This window comes from Psychrobacillus soli, from assembly GCF_006861775.1.
GTDB classification, from domain to species: domain Bacteria; phylum Bacillota; class Bacilli; order Bacillales_A; family Planococcaceae; genus Psychrobacillus; species Psychrobacillus soli.
Map to the genome: position 1 here is coordinate 1 of NZ_VDGG01000016.1, position 20,528 is coordinate 20,528.

Here is a 20,528-nt window from a genome sequence, read left to right on the forward strand (position 1 = left end):
CAACTTCGCGGTAAGAATAACGACCGGATAAATAGAGCAGAACAGCTTGATATTTTTCTTCTAAGCTAAATCGTTTTCTCATATTATGACATCCCATTCATGTGTCTAATAAATGGGGTGCAGTGCACGTCCGCCTAAGCGGCGGTGAAGGCTCATCGCTTACCCGTGGGAAAGCGTACGACTGCAGCGAAAATCCTAGTGGTCACCTAATAGTTCTGTTACGACGCATTATCCTTATTATGTGCATCAATCCATTTTTGCTATATCGGGGAGGGACAGGCGCTTTAGCACTTTTGTTACGGAAACGAATGAGTATGCTCCGACACGCCATTTTTTTGATTGACTCTCAATGGAACTACCCTTTTTTAAATAGAAATATAATAGTATACTGAAAAGTGTTTAGAACTTTCATACATAAAAGGAGCGTTAACAACATGCAATTGGAGAAATTAGAAAAAAGTATTTATGACTTAATTACCGAAACATCTACGAATCTTCCAAAAGACGTACGACGCGCTATAAAAAAAGCAAAAGCAGCAGAAAATGCAGGTACACGAGCAGCCATGAGTTTAGATACCATCACGAATAATATTCAAATGGCAGATAACAATGTTTCTCCTATTTGCCAAGATACTGGTTTACCAACATTCAAGATTAAAACACCAATTGGCGTTAACCAATTAGAAATAAAGGCAGCGATTAAACGTGCGATTGTAAGCGCTACAAAGGATGCAAAGCTTCGCCCTAACTCTGTAGATTCCCTAACGGGAGCAAATAGTGGTGACAACCTCGGTGAAGGTATTCCTGTTATCAAATTTGAACAATGGGAAGAAGATTATATTGAAATGAAGCTCATCTTAAAAGGTGGCGGCTGTGAAAACAAAAATATTCAATATAGCTTACCAACTGAGTTAGAAGGTTTAGGTCGTGCTGGACGTGATTTAGATGGCATTCGTAAATGTATTTTACATTCTGTTTACCAAGCTCAAGGACAAGGTTGTTCTGCAGGCTTTATCGGAGTAGGTATTGGTGGTGATCGATCTTCTGGATATGATCTTGCAAAAGAACAATTATTCCGTCATGTCGAAGATACAAATCCAAATCCAGATCTTGCTAGTTTAGAAGCGTATATTGTAGAAAAAGCAAATACATTAGGTATTGGAACAATGGGCTTCGGCGGAGAAGCAACTTTACTTGGTTGTAAAGTTGGTGTCATGCACCGTATTCCAGCAAGTTTCTACGTATCTGTTGCATACAACTGTTGGGCATACCGTCGTATGGCAATTAATATTAATCCAACGACTGGTGAAATTATCGAATGGCATTACCAAGACGGAGAAAAAATTGAATTCAAAGATGAAACTACGGAAGAAGCACCTAAAAAAGTAGTGGAACTTCAAGCTCCTATTACAGAAGAACAAATTCGTTCCCTTCAAGTTGGAGACGTCGTGTCTATTACTGGTCGCATGTATACAGGGCGCGATGCAATTCACCATCATTTAATGAGTAATGATGCGCCAGTTGATTTAGATGGGCATATTATTTATCACTGCGGTCCAGTTATGCAAAAAGATGATGAAGGTCAATGGCATGTGCGTGCTGCTGGTCCAACAACGTCTATTCGGGAAGAGCCTTATCAAGGCGATATTATGAAAAAATTTGGTATCCGCGCAGTAATCGGTAAGGGCGGTATGGGTCCGAAAACACTTGCGGCATTAGCAGAACATGGTGGCGTTTACTTGAATGCGATTGGCGGAGCAGCACAGTATTACGCTGACTGTATTAAAGATGTTGAAGGCGTTGATTTAATGGAGTTCGGTATTCCAGAAGCAATGTGGCATTTGCGTGTTGAGAACTTCACCGCTGTTGTAACGATGGACTCTCATGGAAACAGCTTACATGCAGATGTAGATAAATCTTCCTTAGAAAAATTAGCGAACTATAAAGAGCCAGTTTATAATTAATCTAATCTGTTGACGTTTCACCTCCACTACATTATAATGATTATAAATTAGTAACGAATATAAAATGGATTTCTACCCAGAAATCCATTTTTGCTATTTTATACACTCAAATAAGAGTGAAATTCATTATCAGGGAGGGTACTATATGTCAACAGTACAAGAATTTATACCAAGAAAACCGATCACTCAAATAATAATACATCATGCAGAATTGGTAGCTGCACTATTTTCAGGGATACTTATTTTAATTGCCTGGTTAGCTGGGAGCGAAACATTTTCTATTATTCTTTATATGCTAGCATTTGTAATCGGTGGATTTGCCAAAGCAAAAGAAGGTATCGAAGCTACGATACGTGACAAAGAGCTAAATGTGGAAATGCTAATGATTTTAGCAGCTATTGGCTCCTCTATCATCGGATATTGGACCGAGGGAGCTATATTAATATTCATCTTCGCCGTTAGTGGTGCGTTAGAGACATATACGATGAATAAAAGCAATAAAGAAATCTCTTCATTAATGGAGCTTCAACCAGAAGAAGCTTGGAAACTAAACAGTGACGGGCTGACGACTCGCGTTTCTATTAGTGAACTTACGTTAGGAGATCATTTAGTTGTAAAACCGGGAGAACGGATTCCTACTGACGGAATCGTTATGCTTGGAGCAACATCCATTGATGAAGCGGCAATTAGTGGTGAATCACTCCCCGTATCAAAGCAAGTAAATGATGAATTATTTGCCGGTACAGTTAATATTAGTGGCGCTATTACAATGGAAATGACAAAAGCAAACGAAGATTCTCTTTTTCAAAAAATTATTCAATTAGTTCAGTCTGCTCAAGATGAGAAATCACCTGCACAGCAATTTATCGAAAGATTTGAAGGCACTTACGTTAAGGTTGTACTTATTGCAGTTGGTTTCATGCTATTCCTTCCACACTTTTTACTCGGATGGGATTGGAACACTACTTTCTATCGTGCGATGGTTTTATTAGTAGTGGCATCGCCTTGTGCACCTGTTGCTTCTATCATGCCAGCAACACTTGCGGCCATTTCAAATGGAGCAAAAAGTGGTATTTTGTTTAAAGGTGGCGTTCACTTAGAAAACGTCAGTGAGATGAAAGCAATTGCACTCGACAAAACTGGAACGCTAACACAAGGCAAGCCAGTTGTTACAGACTTCTTCGTTCGGGAAGATTTAGAATTGCACGCTACACTAACTACATTGGCAACGATAGAAGCGCAGTCCAATCATCCTTTAGCACAAGCAATTACAGCCTATGCCAAGTCAAAAGGAATTGGAAAGCTCCCTCATCTTCCTATTGAGGATAGAGCTGGCTATGGTATACAAGCGAACATCAATGGGCAAACAGTACTCGTTGGTAAACCTGACTTTGTAAATAAAGAAGATGCACTCGCATTCCATCATGGTATTGCAGAAACATTAGCAGCAGAAGGAAAAACGGTTATCTTTATGCGAGATGAAAAAGGAATTGCTGCAGCGGCCGCATTAAAAGACACCGTACGTGAGGAAGCGAAAGAAGCGATAAAACTTCTCCACTCATTAGGTATTAAAACAGTTATGCTCACTGGAGACAATGAAACAACCGCAAAAGTAATTGCGAAAGAAGCGGGAATCGATCATTATATCGCTGAATGTCTTCCGGAAACAAAAGTAGAACATATGAAGGTGCTTTTGAAAGAGTATAAATTTGTAGGAATGGTTGGAGATGGTATTAATGATGCTCCTGCACTTGCAACAGCGACGACAGGATTTGCGATGGGCGAAGGAACATATGTAGCACTCGAAACTGCCGATGTTGTCCTTATGAAAAATGATTTATCGAAAATTGCTTATGCCGTAAAAATGTCCCGTAAAATGCAACGAATTGTGAAACAAAATATTATTTTTTCTATCGCTGTCATAACCGTGTTAATCATTTCTAATTTCTTACAAGCGGTAGACTTACCTTTAGGAGTTATTGGTCATGAAGGAAGTACAATTTTAGTAATTTTAAATGGTTTAAGGATGCTAAATAGAAATGCGTAAAAAAGCAGAAGGGTTATTTCCCCTCTGCTTTTTCTATTGCTATTTTACGTTCTTGCGCAACAGCATTTATTTGACCACCTATTAATAGTAAAATTCCGGAGATGTACAGCCATAACATAAGTACAATGATCCCTCCTATACTACCATAAGTGGAAGAGTAATTTCCAAAATTACTAACATAGTAAGAAAAACCTAGAGATACGATAATCCATCCTACTGTTGCAAACAATGCTCCCGGTAATACACTACGTAAAAAAAGTTTTTGGTTTGGTACAATCCAAAACAATGCAATTAACACAATTAGCATAATTAGCGGAGTAATCGTCCATCTCAAGTTATTCCATAGTTTTATAAATCCTTCTTCAAAACCAAAATAAGAAAATAAGATAGTACCAATCTGTTGGCCGAACACTGGCAAGACAAGTGCTATGACAAACAAAACAATCATTAGTAATGTGAAGATAACGGATAAACCTCGTACGATAAAAAAAGGTCGAGTTTCGTCGAGATTATACGATCTATTTAATGATTTTACTATTGCATTCATTCCATTAGAAGCTGACCAAATAGTGCCGATAATCCCGAATGATAACAAACCACCATTTCTAGTTATTAATATATCTGAAATAGTATCTTCTATAAGAATATAAACATCCTGTGGAGCATAATTTTCTAGAAAGCGAAATACTTGCGCCTCTTCCAAATTTAAATATGGTAATAACGTAACAATAAAAATAAGTAAAGGAAATAATGATAATAAAAAGAAGTACGCAAGTTGAGCTGCTAATCCTGTTAAATCTGTTTTTTGAATATGTACGATTAAATGTTTAAAATACCCTTCCCATGTCGTTAGATCTTGGGGCTCTTCTATCTTTTTTTCTTTCTTTTTTATATGAAGAAATTTTAACTTACTAAACCAATTAGTCGAGGATGAAGAACGCTCTTCATCAACATGATTTTGATCCTGTTTATGTTTCACTTCATCCTCTCCTTCTATGTTCATTATTGTTTAACGATATGCTCATCCGTTTCAGGAACGACAATCGATTTGTATTCCTCTTTGGATTGCTCAAATGCTTCTTTCGTATCAGTTAAAAGTGTTTTGACTTGAGGTGTCATTTCTTTTACTTCATTTACTTTTTGCGATATGTACGTCGCATCAGAATTAATTTGTTCGTAGAATGATTTCCATTTTGTAAATTGATCTTCAATAGTTGTTATTAGTTCCTGTCTATTTGTACTGTAGTATTTTATTTGACGTCCGATACTTTTCGATTTATAGAGAACTGCATTTCTTGTCTTATTATCTAACATAGTTAATGCACCACCAATAAGAGCACCACATACTACGCCTTTAATAAATTTGCTTTCACCCATCTCATAACCTCCGTATGTAACTTGATATGTATTAATTATACCCCTGACTCGGAGGAATAAAACAACGTATTTCTTATTTAAATTTTAAAATTCTCTTGACTACGCCTCTAATTTATTGAATATTAGCAATAGGGGAAAATCTAATAGAAAGGGAAGAAAGGTTTATCGAATAAAAACTAGAAAAGGAGTTTTTTTAAAATGGAGAAGTTGAATGAGATTTTAGGCAGCATTTCTTCTGTCATATGGGGAATACCGCTCCTCATTTTAATCGTTGGGACGGGTATTTATTTAACAGTACGAGTAGGTGTACTACAAATAAGGTTATTGCCTGCAGCTTTAAAACTAGTATTCTCTAGAAATCATGACAAGTCGGCTGAAGGGGATATTTCTCAATTCCAAGCACTTACCACTGCTCTAGCTGCAACGGTTGGTACCGGTAATATCGTTGGGGTCGCAACTGCAGTTGTTCTTGGTGGTCCAGGTGCCATATTTTGGATGTGGGTTTCTGCATTCTTTGGGATGGCAACAAAATATAGTGAAGCTATATTAGCGGTAAGATTTCGCGTGAAAGACGCTAAAGGTCAAATGGCCGGTGGTCCGATGTACTATTTAGAGCATGGGCTTAAGCAAAAATGGCTAGCTGTATTGTTTGCAATTTTTGGTGCGCTTGCAGCATTCGGTATTGGTAACGGAACACAATCTAACTCTGTTGCTGGAGTTGTAAAATCGACATTTGGTTTAGAAACTTGGATTACTGGAGCGGTTCTTATGTTATTTACCGCACTTGTTATTCTTGGAGGTATTAAGTCAATCGGTAATGTAACAGCAATTTTTGTACCTATCATGGCGGTATTCTATTTAATAGCAGGTCTATTGGTTATGATTATGAATATTACTGCAATTCCTGACGCATTTGCTACTATTTTTAGAATGGCATTTTCCGGTGAGGCTGCTGTTGGTGGGGCAATTGGTGCCGCTATTCGATATGGTATTGCTCGTGGCGTGTTCTCCAATGAAGCCGGACTCGGGTCTGCTCCTATTGCTGCAGCTGCTGCAAAAACGGATTTACCTGGACGACAAGCACTTGTTTCGATGACACAGGTATTTTTGGACACATTCCTTATTTGTTCAATTACTGGCGTTACAATCGTCATGTCTGGTATGTACAAAGATACTAGTCTTGCTGCAAACGAGTTAACATCTGCATCTTTCGGACATTTCTTAGGTGACTTTGGACCATATGTTGTAGCGATTGGATTAATCTTTTTTGCTACTTCTACTATTTTTGGATGGGCTTATTACGGTGAAAAATGTTTCCAGTACTTATTTAAAAATCCTTCTTTATTGATCATTTATCGTATCGCATTTGTTATTATGGTACCTATCGGAGCTGTCGTTTCGCTTGATCTTATCTGGACTTTCTCCGATATCGCAAACGGCTTGATGGCGATTCCGAACTTAATAGGTTTACTTGGACTTTCTGGTATTGTAATATATGAAACAAAACGGATTCAAGAAAAGTTAAAAGAAGAAAAGGCTGCTGCTAAAGCTGCAAAGTCAATTTAGTATTTGACAATCGAACTTAGGCGTGAAATGATAAAGTTCTAATGTATGAAAGGTAGGAATACAAAATGAATTTATCAGAACCATCTGTTGAAAATGTTGCGTTTATGATTGAGACTATAAAAGAAAAGCTTCGTATGGTAAATGTCGATGCAATGAAATCCGAACATTTTAATGCATCTCAATATGAAGATTTAGTCTATCTATATGAAATGGTGAAAAAAAGAGATTCTTTTAGCCCAAGTGAAATGCAAGCTATTGCCGCTGAACTTGGAAGTTTACGCAAATAAAAAATTCCTTCCCAATGTAACGTTGGGAAGGAATTTTTTATTTTTTGACCGGACAAAATTATTTATTCAATTCAACTGCGATTTGAGCTCCAACTCTTGCATTGTTATACACAAGTTCGATGTTCGATTCTAATGATTTACCTTCAGTTAATTCTTTTACTTTTCCAAGTAAGAAAGGTGTCACGTCTTTCCCTTTAATACCGTTTTCATCTGCTTCTTTTAAAGCTGTATGGATGATGTCATTGATATAAGCTTCGTCTAATGAGAATTCTGCTGGAATTGGGTTTGCAATAATTGCTCCTCCGTTTAATCCTAGCTCCCATTTCACTTTAAGCATATCAGCCACTTCTTTAGGCTCGTCTAAACGGAAGTTAGCAGCAAATTGACTCGTTGCTGTGTAGAAAGCTGGGAATGCATCTGTTCCGAAACCTACTACTGGCACACCTTTTGTTTCTAAATATTCTAATGTTAATCCGATATCCAAAATAGATTTTGCTCCAGCGCATACTACTGCTACATTTGTAGAAGCTAGTTCTTCTAGATCAGCTGAAATATCCATTGTCGTTTCAGCACCTCTATGCACACCACCAATACCACCTGTTACGAACATTTTAATGCCTGCAAGCTCCGCACAAATCATCGTTGTTGCAACTGTAGTAGCGCCAATTTCTTTAGAAGCAACTACATATGCAAGATCTCTTCTAGATGTTTTTCTTACATTTTTACTTGTAGCAAGCGTTTCAAGATCTTCGTTTGAAAGACCGATTTTAATCTCGCCATCCATGATCGCAATTGTTGCCGGTACTGCTCCATTTTCACGAATAATTTGTTCCACTTTTTTAGCCATTTCTACGTTTTGTGGATAAGGCATACCATGTGAAATAATTGTTGATTCTAAAGCTACGATTGGTTTCCCAGCCGCCATTCCTTGTTCTACTTCTTGTGAGTATGATAAATATTGTTTCATAATCTATATTCCTCCATTTCATTTTTTAAACCGATTTTTGTAAGTTCCGTACGAACTGTTTCAGGGGACTGAAGTGTTTTATTGGCATTGACCATCCCTGTTTGTACCGCTTCGTTTATCAGGGCGCCTTCTAGCCATGCATGTAATGTTCCAGAAACAAATGCGTCTCCTGCTCCCGTTACATCTACTATGTCATCTGCATGTATTGCTGGTGCTATAGTTGTATCAATCTGCGGTCCAGCAACTACGACACCTTTGCTACCACCTGTTACAACTACTTGTTTTATTCCTTTTTCTACAAATAATTCTGCTGCTTTTTTCCATGAAGAGTCGTCTTCTATGGTCATTTGGAAATAAGTTTCCGCCTCATCTTTATTCGTTATTAACCACTCGATCCCTTCTAAAGACTCAGGCATTCTATTCATCTTAGGCGAAGAAACCGGAATAATTGCGAGTGGTATTTTATAACCTATTGAAATAGCTTGTACATATTCAATTACGTCTTTTGGACAATTCATATCAATGATTAGCAGTTGAGCATTCGTTAAATGTGTTTCTTGCTTCTTCAAATATTCCACTGTAAATTGATCGTAAATGTCCATGTTTGCTAATGCGAACAACATTTCTCCATGTGTATCTAATATCGCGGAGTATGTCCCTGTGTGATAATTTGATAATTTTTCAACAGAAAATAAATTCATCCAAGGGCTCGAAGCTTTTTCGATGGATTCATATTCCATGTCATTGCCTACTACAGTAAGCATGCGTACACTATGACCTAATCTTCCCAAGTTTTCAGCAATATTCCTTGCAACTCCACCAATGCTTTGTAAGCTAGTCGTTGGATTGGACGTACCCATTTGCAAGTTGCTTTTTACTATATATTTCCTGTCTACATTTGCTCCGCCAATACAAATAATTTCTTTGTTTTCAGGTAAAATATAGGCTCTTCCAGTTATCTTTCCACTTTTTATAAGCCCGGAAATAATATTAGCAACAGCAGGTCTAGACATTTGTAATTCATTTGCAATTTCTAACTGAGAAGCGTATGGATTCTTTTTAAGATAGTTCAAAATCTTAACTTCTTTTGAGTCCAACTAATTTCCTCCTTTCTTTCAAGAATCAAATTCACCTTGGCGTATTTGCGTCCAGACTTTTATCGACCACGCTCGATAAAATACCTTTAAAAGTCTGTGACATCCGCCGGAGGCTTCAATTTTATTCAGTTGGAGTTTTCTCCAGCTGAATAAGTTGAACTTTTGTTTTAATTATAAACTTTTGTTACGAAAAGTCAAAAGAAAAACTGACAACAAAAATTAGTTGTCAGTTAGTAGTATTACTGTGGTGAGTCATTTAATGTACCGTCTTCTAAAACACGTGGTTGAATAAGTACTTCGACTCTTCTGTTTTGAGCACGACCTTCCGCAGTATCATTGGAAGCTACAGGTCTAAATTCCCCATATCCTTTCGCACTAAAATAAAGGGGATCAATCGTATTATTTTCTACTAAAATTTTCAAAAAATTAACGGAACGCATAACACTTAGTTCCCAGTTAGATGAAAATTCAATACTTGATATAGGAATATCATCTGTATGTCCAGTAATAACAACGTTTCTAGGCGGATCAAATACGAGAAGATCCGCTATATCTTCTGCGATTTGTCGATACTCCGTCTTCACTTCCGCTTGTCCCATCTCAAACAATATATTATCCCGAATTGTCACTAACAAACCTTCATCTGTTAATTTAGTAGCAAATTGCTTTTCTAACGCATTCACTGCAATATATTCATCCACACTATCTTGAATACCTGCTAATGCTCGTTGGTCTTCTATATATGCAGAGCTTTCGTCTGACTCATTCGTCTTATTTGGTAATACTGGTACATCTAATGGAGACGGATTATCCATAAAACCCGTTCCACCATCGAAAATTTGGTTAAATACTTGCGACATCTTATCCAATTTCTGTTGATCTATCGTGCTTGTTGAAAAAAGTACGATGAACAACGCTAATAATAATGTGAGAATATCTGCATATGGGATAAGCCAAGACTCGTCCATATGTTCTTCCTCTCTATGCTTTTTACGCTTCCTTGCCAAGGCCATCCTCTCCGCTTCCACCTAAAATTTTCCTGCGGTCTGACATCGACAAATAAGAAGCTAATTTTTGTTCAATAACACGAGGGGAATCTCCTTCCAATACAGAAAGAATTCCTTCTAGCATCATCGTTTTTTGACGAACTTCTTGTTTGGATTTACGTCTTAATTTATTAGCAAATGGATGCCAAATTACATACCCTGTGAAAATCCCCATTAGCGTCGCAACGAATGCTGCTGAAATTGCAGCGCCTAACTTATCAATATCATTCATATCCTTTAAGGCTGCGATTAGGCCGATAACTGCTCCAAGTACTCCAAGTGTCGGTGCATACGTCCCTGCTTGAGAGAAAATAGAAGCCCCTCCCGCATGACGATCTTCTAAAGCGTCAATTTCTTCGGTTAATACATCTCGAATATAATCCGCATTTTGACCATCAATAGCTAATGTTAGTCCATTTTTCAAAAAGGAATCCGTTACCTCGGTAGACTTACTTTCTAAAGCAAGTAACCCTTCTCTACGAGCTAAATCTGCCCAACTAGAGAACATCTTAATAATTTCTGCATCTGATTCTAGTTTATTATCTTTAAAGAGTACCCCAAAAAGTTTAGGAACTCGTTTTAACTCACTCATCGGAAATGCGATAACAACTGCAGCTACAGTACCAAAAATAATGATAAAAATAGCAGCTGGATTTAATAGTGCGTCGGGTGTAACTCCTTTAAAAAACATTCCTATTAATAAGGAAGCTATAGCAACAATAAGACCAACAACCGTAGATATATCCAAATTCGTAACCTCCACTTTCTATTTCTGTACTTTATTTCGGCATTATTAATAAAATTTGAATATCAAACTTTCTTTTCAATAAGATAAGTTTATTAATATTGAACAATTTTCTACTTTTACTGCCAACGAATATTGTCATCTCATTCGTAAAACTGATACTATAAAAGTAAGTATAGAAAGGGAGTATGTATATGTCATCGTTTAAAACTAAATTAGAAAAATATGCTGCATTAGCCGTTGAAGTTGGGGTAAATATTCAACCTGGCCAAAAATTATACGTCGCGGCTTCGATTGATAGTGTGGAAATTGTCCGCTTAATCACGAAAAAAGCTTATGAAGTTGGGGCAGCGCAAGTATTTGTAGACTTTGCTGATGATGAGATTACCCGTTTACGCTATGATTTAGCTCCAAATGATTCTTTTGACTATTTCCCTTCTTGGAAAGTACAAGAGCGAGAGCTTTTAGCTGAAGAAGGTGCCGCATTTATGAGCATCATGAGTCAAAGCCCTGATCTTTTAAAAGGGGTAGATACAGCTAGAATTGCTGCATTCCAAAAAGCTTCCGGGCAAGCTTTAAGTAAGTATCGTCAATATGTACAATCGGATAAAATCAGTTGGACAGTAATCGCATCCCCATCTAAAGATTGGGCAAGCAAAGTATTCCCTGAACTTGCAGAAGAAGAGCAAGTACCGGCACTATGGGAAGCTATTTTCAAAGCAGTTCGCGCAGATTTAGAAGATCCAGTCGCTGCTTGGAAAGAGCATGATACCCTTTTACACACGAAAGTAGATTATTTAAACGATAAAAACTATCAAAAACTACATTATACAGCTCCTGGAACAGATCTAACAATTGAGCTTCCAAAAGGACATGTATGGTGTGGCGCTAGTAGTGTAAACGAAAAAGGCGAAGATTTCATGGCAAATATGCCCACAGAAGAAGTATTTACTGTTCCTTTGAAAACAGGTGTGGAAGGATATGTAGCGAGTAGCAAACCATTAAGCTATGGTGGAAATATTATTGACAATTTCACAGTCACTTTTGAGAAAGGTCGCATCATAAAAGTAGAAGCAGAACAAGGTCAAGACGTACTGGAAAACCTTGTTGCTACAGACGAAGGTTCTCACTATTTAGGAGAAGTTGCGCTTGTACCTCATGATTCACCAATTTCTAATTCTAATCTATTATTTTACAACACATTGTTCGATGAGAATGCTTCCAATCACTTGGCAATCGGAAGTGCATATGCCTTCTGTCTAGAAGGTGGCAAGAAGATGAGTCGTGAAGAGCTTGCAGAAAATGGCTTAAACGAGAGTATCACGCATGTAGATTTTATGATTGGTTCAGACAAAATGAATATAGATGGCATTAAAGAAGATGGATCTTTAGAACCTATCTTCCGCGATGGAAACTGGGCATTTTAAGACTATTTAGCGGAAGGCTTTGTTTCTAAATATTTCTTCTTACTTTTTCAAGAAAGATAAGCTATAATAATAGTATCATAACTAGTGAGGTGTTTAATAATGGGCTTATTCACAGTTACAGTTCTTGGTTTTGCAGTATGTATAGGAATTTCTGGTTTTACTATCCTACATTACTTCGCTAAGGGTATGAACTCTCATGATTCGATTTCAGTAGATCCTAAACCTTCTAAATAATCCAAACAACCGCATTTTATGCGGTTGTTTTTTTGTTTCCAATTGTTGATTTATTACTTTACACTTTTACATTTCGGGCTGCTTAAGACAAAATAATTGCTACACCATTACCTTAACTTCAGATTGTAGGGGTGTGACTTCGTCACACCCCTACAATCCTTCTGGGGAAATCATATGGCGGTATTTTGTCCTTCGCTCCCCAAAATTTGCATTTATGATACTAAGAAAAAGCACTAACGCCTGTCTCTGCCTCATTATAGCAAATGAGAACGATGAATGGAAAGACGCACATAATAGAGATAATGCATCTTAGACATTGTCGTCCCAATCTAAGTAAACTAGTTATTTTAAGAATTGGTTGCTTTCAATGACCGATTGGTTGCCCTAAGCCATTTACTGGATTCACATATTCGAAAAACCTGTATAAAATTTTGTTTTTAGCGAGTTGATACTGAATAAGTAAGCAATTTTCTTTGATTTTCGCTGCAGGCGTCGACTCCTGCCGGATGAGTGGGCATAATGAGACTTCACAACGTACGACTGCAGCGAAAATCATAGCGGTCACTAGTCAACGCGCTAAGACGCATTATCCCTATAATACGTACAATATGATTAAGTGGGCTTCAGATAATAAAGATGTCATTACGTCTCTTTTTCCTTTCATTTCGGTAACAATAGTATTTCAAATTTATGACAGAATAGTACTATTCAATTACTTTATCGACTCACTCTAATCATAAATAACCATTTCCTATTGAAATATAAGTAAACTTCCAACATATAACATATGGCAAACCTCTATTTATCTATTATACTTACTAAGTATCTAGACTTCAGTGCCTAGCGCCTTGGGGTCAAATGTGCCTGTCGATACTTGCTTATACTTTTATTGTACGATTGGATTGGAGGAACAAAAATGTTTTCAAACGCACATATTGGAATAGATTTAGGAACAGCAAATACATTAGTTTATACAAAAAGCAAAGGCTTACTTATAGATGAACCTACTGTTGTGGCAGTTAATACAAAAACAAGAGAAATAGTAGCTTTCGGTGAAGAAGCAAAGAAAATGATAGGAAAAACACCTATATCGATTGAGGTAATACGCCCACTTAAAGATGGAGTTATTGCGGATTTTGATATTACAACTCAATTATTAAAACTAATTATGCAAAAAGCTAGTAAAAAATTAGGTACAGCACTTAGAAAACCAACTGTCATCGTTTGTACCCCTTCTGGTGCAACTTCAGTTGAGCGCAGAGCTATTCAAGATGCCGTTCGACAAAGTGGAGCAAAAGAAGTGCAATTAATGGAAGAACCTGTCGCTGCAGCAATTGGAGCCGGTCTTCCTGTAAATGAACCAGTCGCAAGTATGATTGTTGATATTGGTGGAGGTACGACAGAAGTTGGCATTATATCTTTTGGAGGCGTAGTTGCTTCTAATACAGTTAAATCAGCAGGAGACCGAATGGATGAAGCAATTATCCATTTTGTTCGAAAAGAATATAATGTCATTATTGGTGAACCGACTGCTGAAAATATAAAGAAAACAATCGGTCATGCATTAGTGCCACATACGGTGGAACAAATGGATGTGCGGGGAAGAGATGTAGTAACGGGTTTGCCTAAAACTATTCATCTTTCTTCTACACAAATACAAGGAGTTTTGAAAGAATCTCTTGAAATTATATTAGAAGTAGTCCGTGCAACGCTTGAAATATGTCCTCCTGAACTTTCTGGAGATATCGTTGATCACGGAGTAGTGCTGACAGGTGGCGGAGCTCTATTAAAAGACATAAAAGAATGGCTTGCAACTGTTATTGAAGTACCTGTCCATATTGCCCCTGAACCACTGCAATCAGTAGCAATTGGAACTGGAAAAGCTTATTTTATGTCTACACGCAAACAAAAATTAGCAAAATAGTTTCGAAACAAATTACAAGCAATCTCCCTTCATTTGATATAAAATAAAAAGTAAATTAAATTCGAAGGGGTAATACTATGTCTAAGTTAGATGAAATTTTATCGTTTAATAAATCCTTTGTTGAAAACGAGCTTTACACACCTTATTTAACCACGAAATTTCCAGATAAACGAATTGTGATTTTAACATGTATGGATACTAGACTTACGGAAATGCTTCACAAATCCATGAACTTTAAAAATGGTGATGTAAAAATGGTAAAAAGTGCTGGCGCCGTTATTAATCACCCATTTGGTGGAATTATGAGAAGTTTAATCGTAGCGGTTTATGAACTTCAAGCAGACGAAATTTTTGTCGTTGGACATTATGATTGCGGCATGAGTGCAATCCAACCAGATAAAATCATAGGAAAAATGATTGACAGAGGTGTCGATCCTCATACTTTCGATGTTTTAAAATACTCTGGTGTGAATATGGATAAATGGTTAGAAGGCTTTTCAGACGTGCAAGAAAGTGTCTTACATAGTGTGGATATGATCAGAAACCATCCCCTTATTCTTCCAAGTATTCCTGTGCATGGTCTAATTATTGACCCCACAACGGGACGCTTAGACTTAGTTGCAAACGGTTCTATCGACAAGGATTAAATTATTTCCCGGGAAATCGACATGTTAAAAAGCCGGTTGTTCAGTAATGGAACAACCGGCTTTTTATTTTTTTATAAAGACTCTTACCTTTTCAATATTCTTCACTTAGTGAAGCATACATATAATGGTCTTCCCACTTACCATTAATAAATAAAAGTTTACGGAGTAATCCTTCTCGTAGAAATTCATTTTTTTCTAACACTTTAATAGACCCAAGATTACGTGGAGATACATATGCCTCGATGCGATTTAAATGAACATGCTCAAACCCAAAATTTTTTACCATATGTGCCGCCTCGGACGCTATCCCTTTTCCAACAAACTGTTCATCAATAGAATATCCAATTAGTCCACTTGAAAACGGCATTCTCTTTAAACTATATAACGAAATATGACCAATCATTTTATCTGTCGTATGCTCGAATATGCCAAAGCCAAATTCTCTTTTTTCTTCCATCAAAAGAAGTGATTCTCTAATTTTTTCTCTTTGAACGGTAGTAGTATAATAGTCATCTCGATGCAATGGTTCATAGATGGACCAATAGAATTTGTTTCGATAGACAAGATCTGCGAGGCTTGGTGCATCTTTTATACTTAATGTCCGTAAATAACAAGTATCTCCTTCTAAGTAAATCAAACTTTTTCACCCTTTTGCATTAGTAAATTGAATAAATTCGTTCACATCTTGAATGCAAAGGTTGATCCCTTTTATCCAAAACGCTTCATTCGTAATATCTTCCCCTAAATGCTTCATTGCTAGATCTTCCACCGTCATCACTGCTGTGTCTTGAAGTAAAGCAATGTATTTTTCCTCAAAGTTTGCACCTTCTGTAATGGCTTTCGCATAAATGCTTAAAGAAAATAAATAGCCAAACGTATATGGGAAGTTATAGAACGGTACGTCAGTAATATAAAAATGTAATTTAGAAGCCCAGAAATGTGGATGAGTTGTTTCCAGTGCATCTCCATACGCTTCTTTTTGAGCAGCTTCCATTAATTCATTTAATCTTGTTGCAGAAACTATTCCATTTTTGCGTTCTTCATATAATCTAGTTTCAAATAAGAAGCGTGCGTGAATATTCATAAAGAATGCAACACTACGTTGGATTTTGTCTTCAAGTAGAGCAATTTTCTCTTCATCTGTTTTCGCTTCTTTTACTGCTGCATCCGCAACAATCATTTCAGCAAATGTTGAAGCCGTCTCTGCTACTCCCATTGCGTATTGACGATTCATCCAATGTACTGGTCTTAAAGCATATGAATGAAAAGCATGTCCCAATTCATGAGCAAGCGTCGAAACATTAGACATAGATCCACTATATGTCATGAATATACGAGATTCTTCTGATACTGGCATTCCCGTGCAAAAGCCTCCTGGACGTTTGTTTGGACGATCTTCCGCTTCAATCCAACCATTTTCAAAAGCATGCCTTGAAAAGGCTGCAAGTTTAGGACCGAACTCTTTGAAATGCTTCAAAATAAACGCTGCACCTTGTTGAAAATCCATCTTTTCAGTTGAAGCACTAATCGGTGCATCCAGATCATACCAATGGATTCTTTTTTCGCCTAGCATTGCCGATTTTCTATGTAAATATTCGACGAATGGCGCTTTATTTTTGGAAATAGCTCCCCACATTGCATCTAGTGTTTCTTGTTTCATGCGGTTGATTTGCAAAGGTTCTTGTAATACCGAATCCCAACCTCTTTTTTCATATACAGCTAGACGGAATCCAGCAAGGTGGTTAAGTGTTTTAGCGAAAAAGTCCTCTTTCTCTGTCCAAGCAGCCTCCAGTGCATCAAAAGAAGCTTTCCTAATGGCAGCGTCCTCATGTGAGCTTAAGTTATTCGCTTGTCCCACAGATAACTCTTTTTCCACTCCGTCCACAGTTAGCTTGATACGAATGTCCCCTACTAATAAATCGTATAGCTGGCCCCAAGCATGATATCCATCAACACTAAGTGTTGTTATCATATCTTCTTCCTTTTCAGAGAGCATTTTCTTCGCTTCTTCTCTCCATTCATTTAATACAAATGCAAAGTTAGACAGTTCTTTTGTTTGAAGCAAATCCCGCCACACTGACTCTTCTGTCTGGCCAAGTACTTGTTGGATAGTAAGCATGGAGGAAGATAACTTTGCATATAGAGAACCTACTTCTCCTTCTAGTAATGCAGCTTGTTTATCCGTTATGTCTTGTGCTAAGAAACAGCCGATTACTGCCCCACCTTCGGATAAATTCACTGCAATATCCTTCAACTTGTTAATAGTATGCACTATTTGATCTACCTCTTGAATAGACGATGGTGTACAAAAGCTTTTTAGTTCCTCTTCAAAGGTTACCAATTTGTTTTTTACTTCATCCAAGTGCTTTCGAAGTGCAGTAGAACTACTCCCCCCCACAAAAAAGGAATCTAGATCCCATACCATTGAATAAGTTTGTTCAATCATTCAAATCTTCCCCCTATAAAGATAATTTAGTTAGAAATCTAGTATACCATGTTTTTAGTTATCCGATTATGCGGTTTTCGTCACACAATATTCATAATTGTAATTTGTCGTACGTTTATTTCAAAGGTATACTTACTATATAGAAGGAGGAGATCGAATGGTCAAAATAATCCTTTTGATTTTAAGCTTAATCTCTACAATCACTGTACATATACTTGCAAACACACTTCCTATAAATGGACAAACAACTGAAAGTATTTTAAATAGACTTCCTCTATTTTTCACACCTGCCCATTATGTATTTTTTATTTGGATAATTATTTATCTATTATCGGCAAGTTGGATTTGGAATAGCATAAAAGAGTATCAGGCTACTCGACAACTCCCTTTAAAACGAGTTTTACTCTTCGCCATTACTTCTATTTTTCATATCACATGGATTCTTTTTTGGCATTTTGAGCTGTTTAATTACTCTCTAATTTCCATGTTTGTATTACTTGGAACCTTATTTTTACTTTATATGACTTATCCAGTAAAAGAACAAAATTGGATGAGCAGATTACCTATTTCTATTTATTTTGGATGGATTATCATTGAAATGTTTATCAATCTTGATTATCTTTCAACTTACTATGAATTCAGTGGCTTAGGAATTACAAAGTCACTGTGGACGGTTATTTTCTTAACTATCGCCACAGCTATCGCCCTTCATTTCCGATATCATTACGAAGACCGTGCGATTGTAGTAGTTTTTATTTGGACGTTTTTAGGACTAGCTGTTCGTCACCTGTTTAACGAGTTACTCATATCAACTGCTTCCTTATTTTTAAGCAGCGTGCTTGTTGCAGGCATATTTTTCATCAAAAAAACGCCATCGAAAGAATGACTTCGATGGCGTTTTACTTATTTGTTAATCTAATTTTGTTAATAGAATAGGTCCTTCTTTTGTTACAACAATTGTATGCTCGATTTGAGCAACTAGTGATTTATCGGGTGTGACGAACGTCCAGCCATCCCCAGATTCTACAATATGTTCTGCTTTTTCGGAGATAAATGGCTCCACTGCAAGCACCATACCTTCTTTTAAAATGGTAGGGTCCCATGCGTCATAATAATTTAATACATGTTGCGGCTCTTCATGAAGTGACTTGCCAATACCATGTCCCGTTAAGTTCATAATAACGTGTAAACCATTGTCTTTTGCTTCTCTTGCCACTGCTTTTCCGATTTGGTTTAAGCGAGCACCTGTTTTCACTTTTAGCATCGCACGGTTAAAAGCACTTTCGGCTACTGTACATAGTTTTTCTTTTTCTGGATAACCATTGCCAACTACAAAAGAGATCCCTGTATCCGCAAAGTACCCATCATACGAACCTGATACGTCAATATTGACTATATCGCCTTCTTTTATGACACGTGAACCAGGAATACCATGGGCAACTTCTTCGTTTACACTTATACAAGTGTATCCCGGGAAATCATATTCTCCTTTTGGTCCTGAAATTGCACCTGTCTCAGCGAACATTTTGCCTGCAATTTCATCTAGCTCTTTCGTTGTAACACCAGGTTTTGTTGCAGCCTGCATCGTATCGCGTACTTCTGCCACAATTCGACCAATTTTTTTTAACGCTTCTAACTCTTCATTTGTTTGTACAATCATTTATATAAGATCCCTTCTCCATTAACTGTACAATAATCATATCATATTTATACTCTATTCGGCAGTAAAAGGCGTGGTGCTTTTACGAATAACACAGTACAAATAAATGCCGCAACTAAAAATACTGGGATCATATAAGTAGAGTTATAAATGACTGAATATAAAATAGGATTTTGATCTCCAGCATATTCACTAAAAAATAGAATACCTGAAGTTACATGTGCCAAATAACGAAGGAATGCTGCAACAAATGTACCAGCAATAACTGCTGTAATCATTTTCTTTGTATCTTTGTTTTCCAAAGCTTTCATAAACGCAGGTCTAAAGAAACCAGCAAATCCTGCCACCATAAATGCGATAAAATAATCGATTCCTACTTGTAAAACAACAAATATAAAAGATAATGGCGCAAAATAGGCATTGCCTGTTGCTACTTGCAATAAACCAATCAAAAATCCGGTGACTAGTCCTGCAACAACTCCACGCCTGAAAGCAATTAAAATGACTGGTACAAGTACGAACGTAACAGATCCACCTTGTGGCATACCAAACCCAATCAGGTCTAATACATATCCTAAAGCTGCAAAAATAGCTATTTCCACTAATAATAATACACGTTGATTTCTCATTGTAATCCCCTTTTTTTGCCCACAAAAAAACGACGCCCGGGATAGACCCAGACATCGCGCGATTGTCAGTTTCCATCCACATCCCTACGCAAGCTTGAACTTACAGGTTCGAAGGGTACAATCTCAGCCGCGTAAGCGACGCCCCTTGTGGTTATGAATTATTTAGTTCGAATTCATTGTAGCCCAATAAAATTAAGAATGCAACCTCTCTTTCTTCATTGGTATACTTATAGAAACAATCACAGCTGTTGATTATAAGGAAAATGTGTCGTAGTGAGTTGACTAGTGACCGCTATGATTTTCGCTGCAGTCGTACGCTTTCCGCCGGGTGAGCGATGAGCCTTCACCGCCGCTTTGGCGTACGTTGTGAAGTCTCATTTTGCCCACTCATCCGGCAGGAGTCGCCGCTTGTAGCGAAAATCAATAAAAATTGCTTGCTTATTTAGCATCGACTCGCTAAAAACA

19 protein-coding genes and 1 riboswitch are annotated in these 20,528 nt (G+C 37.2%); of the genes, 9 read left to right on the plus strand and 10 right to left on the minus strand.

Going from position 1 to position 20,528, the window contains the following annotated elements; all coding sequences use genetic code 11:
• Window positions 1-434: 434 nt before the first annotated feature.
• Window positions 435-1,964: a fumarate hydratase gene (locus FG383_RS09200; protein WP_142607120.1), complete on the plus strand. Its 1,530-nt coding sequence runs from the start codon at window positions 435-437 to the stop codon at window positions 1,962-1,964.
• 145 nt (window positions 1,965-2,109) lie between these two features.
• Window positions 2,110-4,011: a heavy metal translocating P-type ATPase gene (locus FG383_RS09205; protein ID WP_142607121.1), complete on the plus strand. Its 1,902-nt coding sequence runs from the start codon at window positions 2,110-2,112 to the stop codon at window positions 4,009-4,011.
• Between the two features lie 13 nt (window positions 4,012-4,024).
• Here FG383_RS09205 and FG383_RS09210 read toward each other — a convergent pair whose 3' ends face one another.
• Together FG383_RS09210 and FG383_RS09215 are read right to left on the minus strand one after the other, a co-directional pair.
• Complete coding sequence (locus tag FG383_RS09210; RefSeq protein ID WP_246096941.1) at window positions 4,025-4,990, minus strand: YihY/virulence factor BrkB family protein; 966 nt, start codon at window positions 4,988-4,990, stop codon at window positions 4,025-4,027.
• Between the two features lie 23 nt (window positions 4,991-5,013).
• Window positions 5,014-5,388: a YtxH domain-containing protein gene (locus FG383_RS09215; RefSeq protein WP_142607123.1), complete on the minus strand. Its 375-nt coding sequence runs from the start codon at window positions 5,386-5,388 to the stop codon at window positions 5,014-5,016.
• 198 nt (window positions 5,389-5,586) lie between these two features.
• Here FG383_RS09215 and FG383_RS09220 point away from each other — a divergent pair, with 198 nt between their 5' ends.
• Window positions 5,587-6,954 (plus strand): alanine/glycine:cation symporter family protein, encoded by a 1,368-nt coding sequence (locus FG383_RS09220; protein WP_142607124.1) that lies wholly within the window; start codon window positions 5,587-5,589, stop codon window positions 6,952-6,954.
• Between the two features lie 65 nt (window positions 6,955-7,019).
• Entirely contained in the window at window positions 7,020-7,241 is a 222-nt protein-coding gene (locus FG383_RS09225; protein WP_142607125.1) for a DUF1128 domain-containing protein, read from the plus strand.
• A 58-nt stretch (window positions 7,242-7,299) separates the two neighbouring features.
• Here the strand turns inward: FG383_RS09225 and FG383_RS09230 are convergent, their stop codons facing one another.
• From FG383_RS09230 to motA, 4 genes are all read right to left on the minus strand, one after another.
• Window positions 7,300-8,208 carry a pseudouridine-5'-phosphate glycosidase gene (locus FG383_RS09230; protein WP_142607126.1) on the minus strand — a complete coding sequence of 303 codons (909 nt, stop codon included), beginning with the start codon at window positions 8,206-8,208 and terminating at the stop codon, window positions 7,300-7,302.
• Window positions 8,205-9,305 carry a PfkB family carbohydrate kinase gene (locus FG383_RS09235; RefSeq protein WP_142607127.1) on the minus strand — a complete coding sequence of 367 codons (1,101 nt, stop codon included), beginning with the start codon at window positions 9,303-9,305 and terminating at the stop codon, window positions 8,205-8,207. Before FG383_RS09235 ends, FG383_RS09230 begins: the two co-directional genes overlap by 4 nt.
• A 239-nt stretch (window positions 9,306-9,544) precedes the next feature.
• The gene (gene motB / locus FG383_RS09240) at window positions 9,545-10,312 is read right to left on the minus strand and encodes a flagellar motor protein MotB (protein ID WP_142607128.1); all 768 of its coding nucleotides are present in this window, start codon (window positions 10,310-10,312) and stop codon (window positions 9,545-9,547) included.
• Window positions 10,296-11,099, minus strand: coding sequence for a flagellar motor stator protein MotA (gene motA / locus FG383_RS09245; RefSeq protein WP_142607129.1), 804 nt, complete (start codon window positions 11,097-11,099; stop codon window positions 10,296-10,298). The genes motB and motA overlap by 17 nt, the downstream gene beginning before the upstream one ends.
• 191 nt (window positions 11,100-11,290) lie before the next feature.
• On the opposite strand from motA, the gene FG383_RS09250 reads away from it, so the two are divergent.
• From FG383_RS09250 to FG383_RS09260, 4 genes are all read left to right on the plus strand, one after another.
• On the plus strand, window positions 11,291-12,523 hold the full coding sequence (locus FG383_RS09250; protein ID WP_142607130.1) for an aminopeptidase: 1,233 nt from the start codon (window positions 11,291-11,293) through the stop codon (window positions 12,521-12,523).
• Between the two features lie 99 nt (window positions 12,524-12,622).
• A complete protein-coding gene (locus FG383_RS21470) occupies window positions 12,623-12,757 on the plus strand; it encodes a hypothetical protein (RefSeq protein ID WP_281285300.1) in 135 nt (44 codons plus the stop codon).
• 916 nt (window positions 12,758-13,673) lie between these two features.
• Window positions 13,674-14,681, plus strand: coding sequence for a rod-share determining protein MreBH (gene mreBH / locus FG383_RS09255; RefSeq protein WP_142607131.1), 1,008 nt, complete (start codon window positions 13,674-13,676; stop codon window positions 14,679-14,681).
• Between the two features lie 77 nt (window positions 14,682-14,758).
• A complete protein-coding gene (locus FG383_RS09260) occupies window positions 14,759-15,328 on the plus strand; it encodes a beta-class carbonic anhydrase (protein ID WP_142607132.1) in 570 nt (189 codons plus the stop codon).
• 91 nt (window positions 15,329-15,419) lie between these two features.
• Here the strand turns inward: FG383_RS09260 and FG383_RS09265 are convergent, their stop codons facing one another.
• Together FG383_RS09265 and FG383_RS09270 are read right to left on the minus strand one after the other, a co-directional pair.
• Window positions 15,420-15,965 (minus strand): GNAT family N-acetyltransferase, encoded by a 546-nt coding sequence (locus tag FG383_RS09265; protein WP_142607133.1) that lies wholly within the window; start codon window positions 15,963-15,965, stop codon window positions 15,420-15,422.
• Between the two features lie 6 nt (window positions 15,966-15,971).
• Window positions 15,972-17,774 (minus strand): M3 family oligoendopeptidase, encoded by a 1,803-nt coding sequence (locus tag FG383_RS09270; protein WP_142607134.1) that lies wholly within the window; start codon window positions 17,772-17,774, stop codon window positions 15,972-15,974.
• Window positions 17,775-17,931: 157 nt separating this feature from the next.
• Between FG383_RS09270 and FG383_RS09275 the strand changes: the two genes are divergently transcribed.
• Complete coding sequence (locus FG383_RS09275; protein ID WP_142607135.1) at window positions 17,932-18,660, plus strand: tryptophan-rich sensory protein; 729 nt, start codon at window positions 17,932-17,934, stop codon at window positions 18,658-18,660.
• Between the two features lie 24 nt (window positions 18,661-18,684).
• Here the strand turns inward: FG383_RS09275 and map are convergent, their stop codons facing one another.
• Together map and thiT are read right to left on the minus strand one after the other, a co-directional pair.
• Window positions 18,685-19,434: a type I methionyl aminopeptidase gene (gene map / locus FG383_RS09280; RefSeq protein WP_142607136.1), complete on the minus strand. Its 750-nt coding sequence runs from the start codon at window positions 19,432-19,434 to the stop codon at window positions 18,685-18,687.
• 47 nt (window positions 19,435-19,481) lie between these two features.
• On the minus strand, window positions 19,482-20,063 hold the full coding sequence (gene thiT, locus FG383_RS09285) for an energy-coupled thiamine transporter ThiT (protein WP_142607137.1): 582 nt from the start codon (window positions 20,061-20,063) through the stop codon (window positions 19,482-19,484).
• A 64-nt stretch (window positions 20,064-20,127) separates the two neighbouring features.
• Window positions 20,128-20,219: riboswitch (TPP riboswitch) on the minus strand.
• Between the last annotated feature and the right edge of the window lie 309 nt (window positions 20,220-20,528).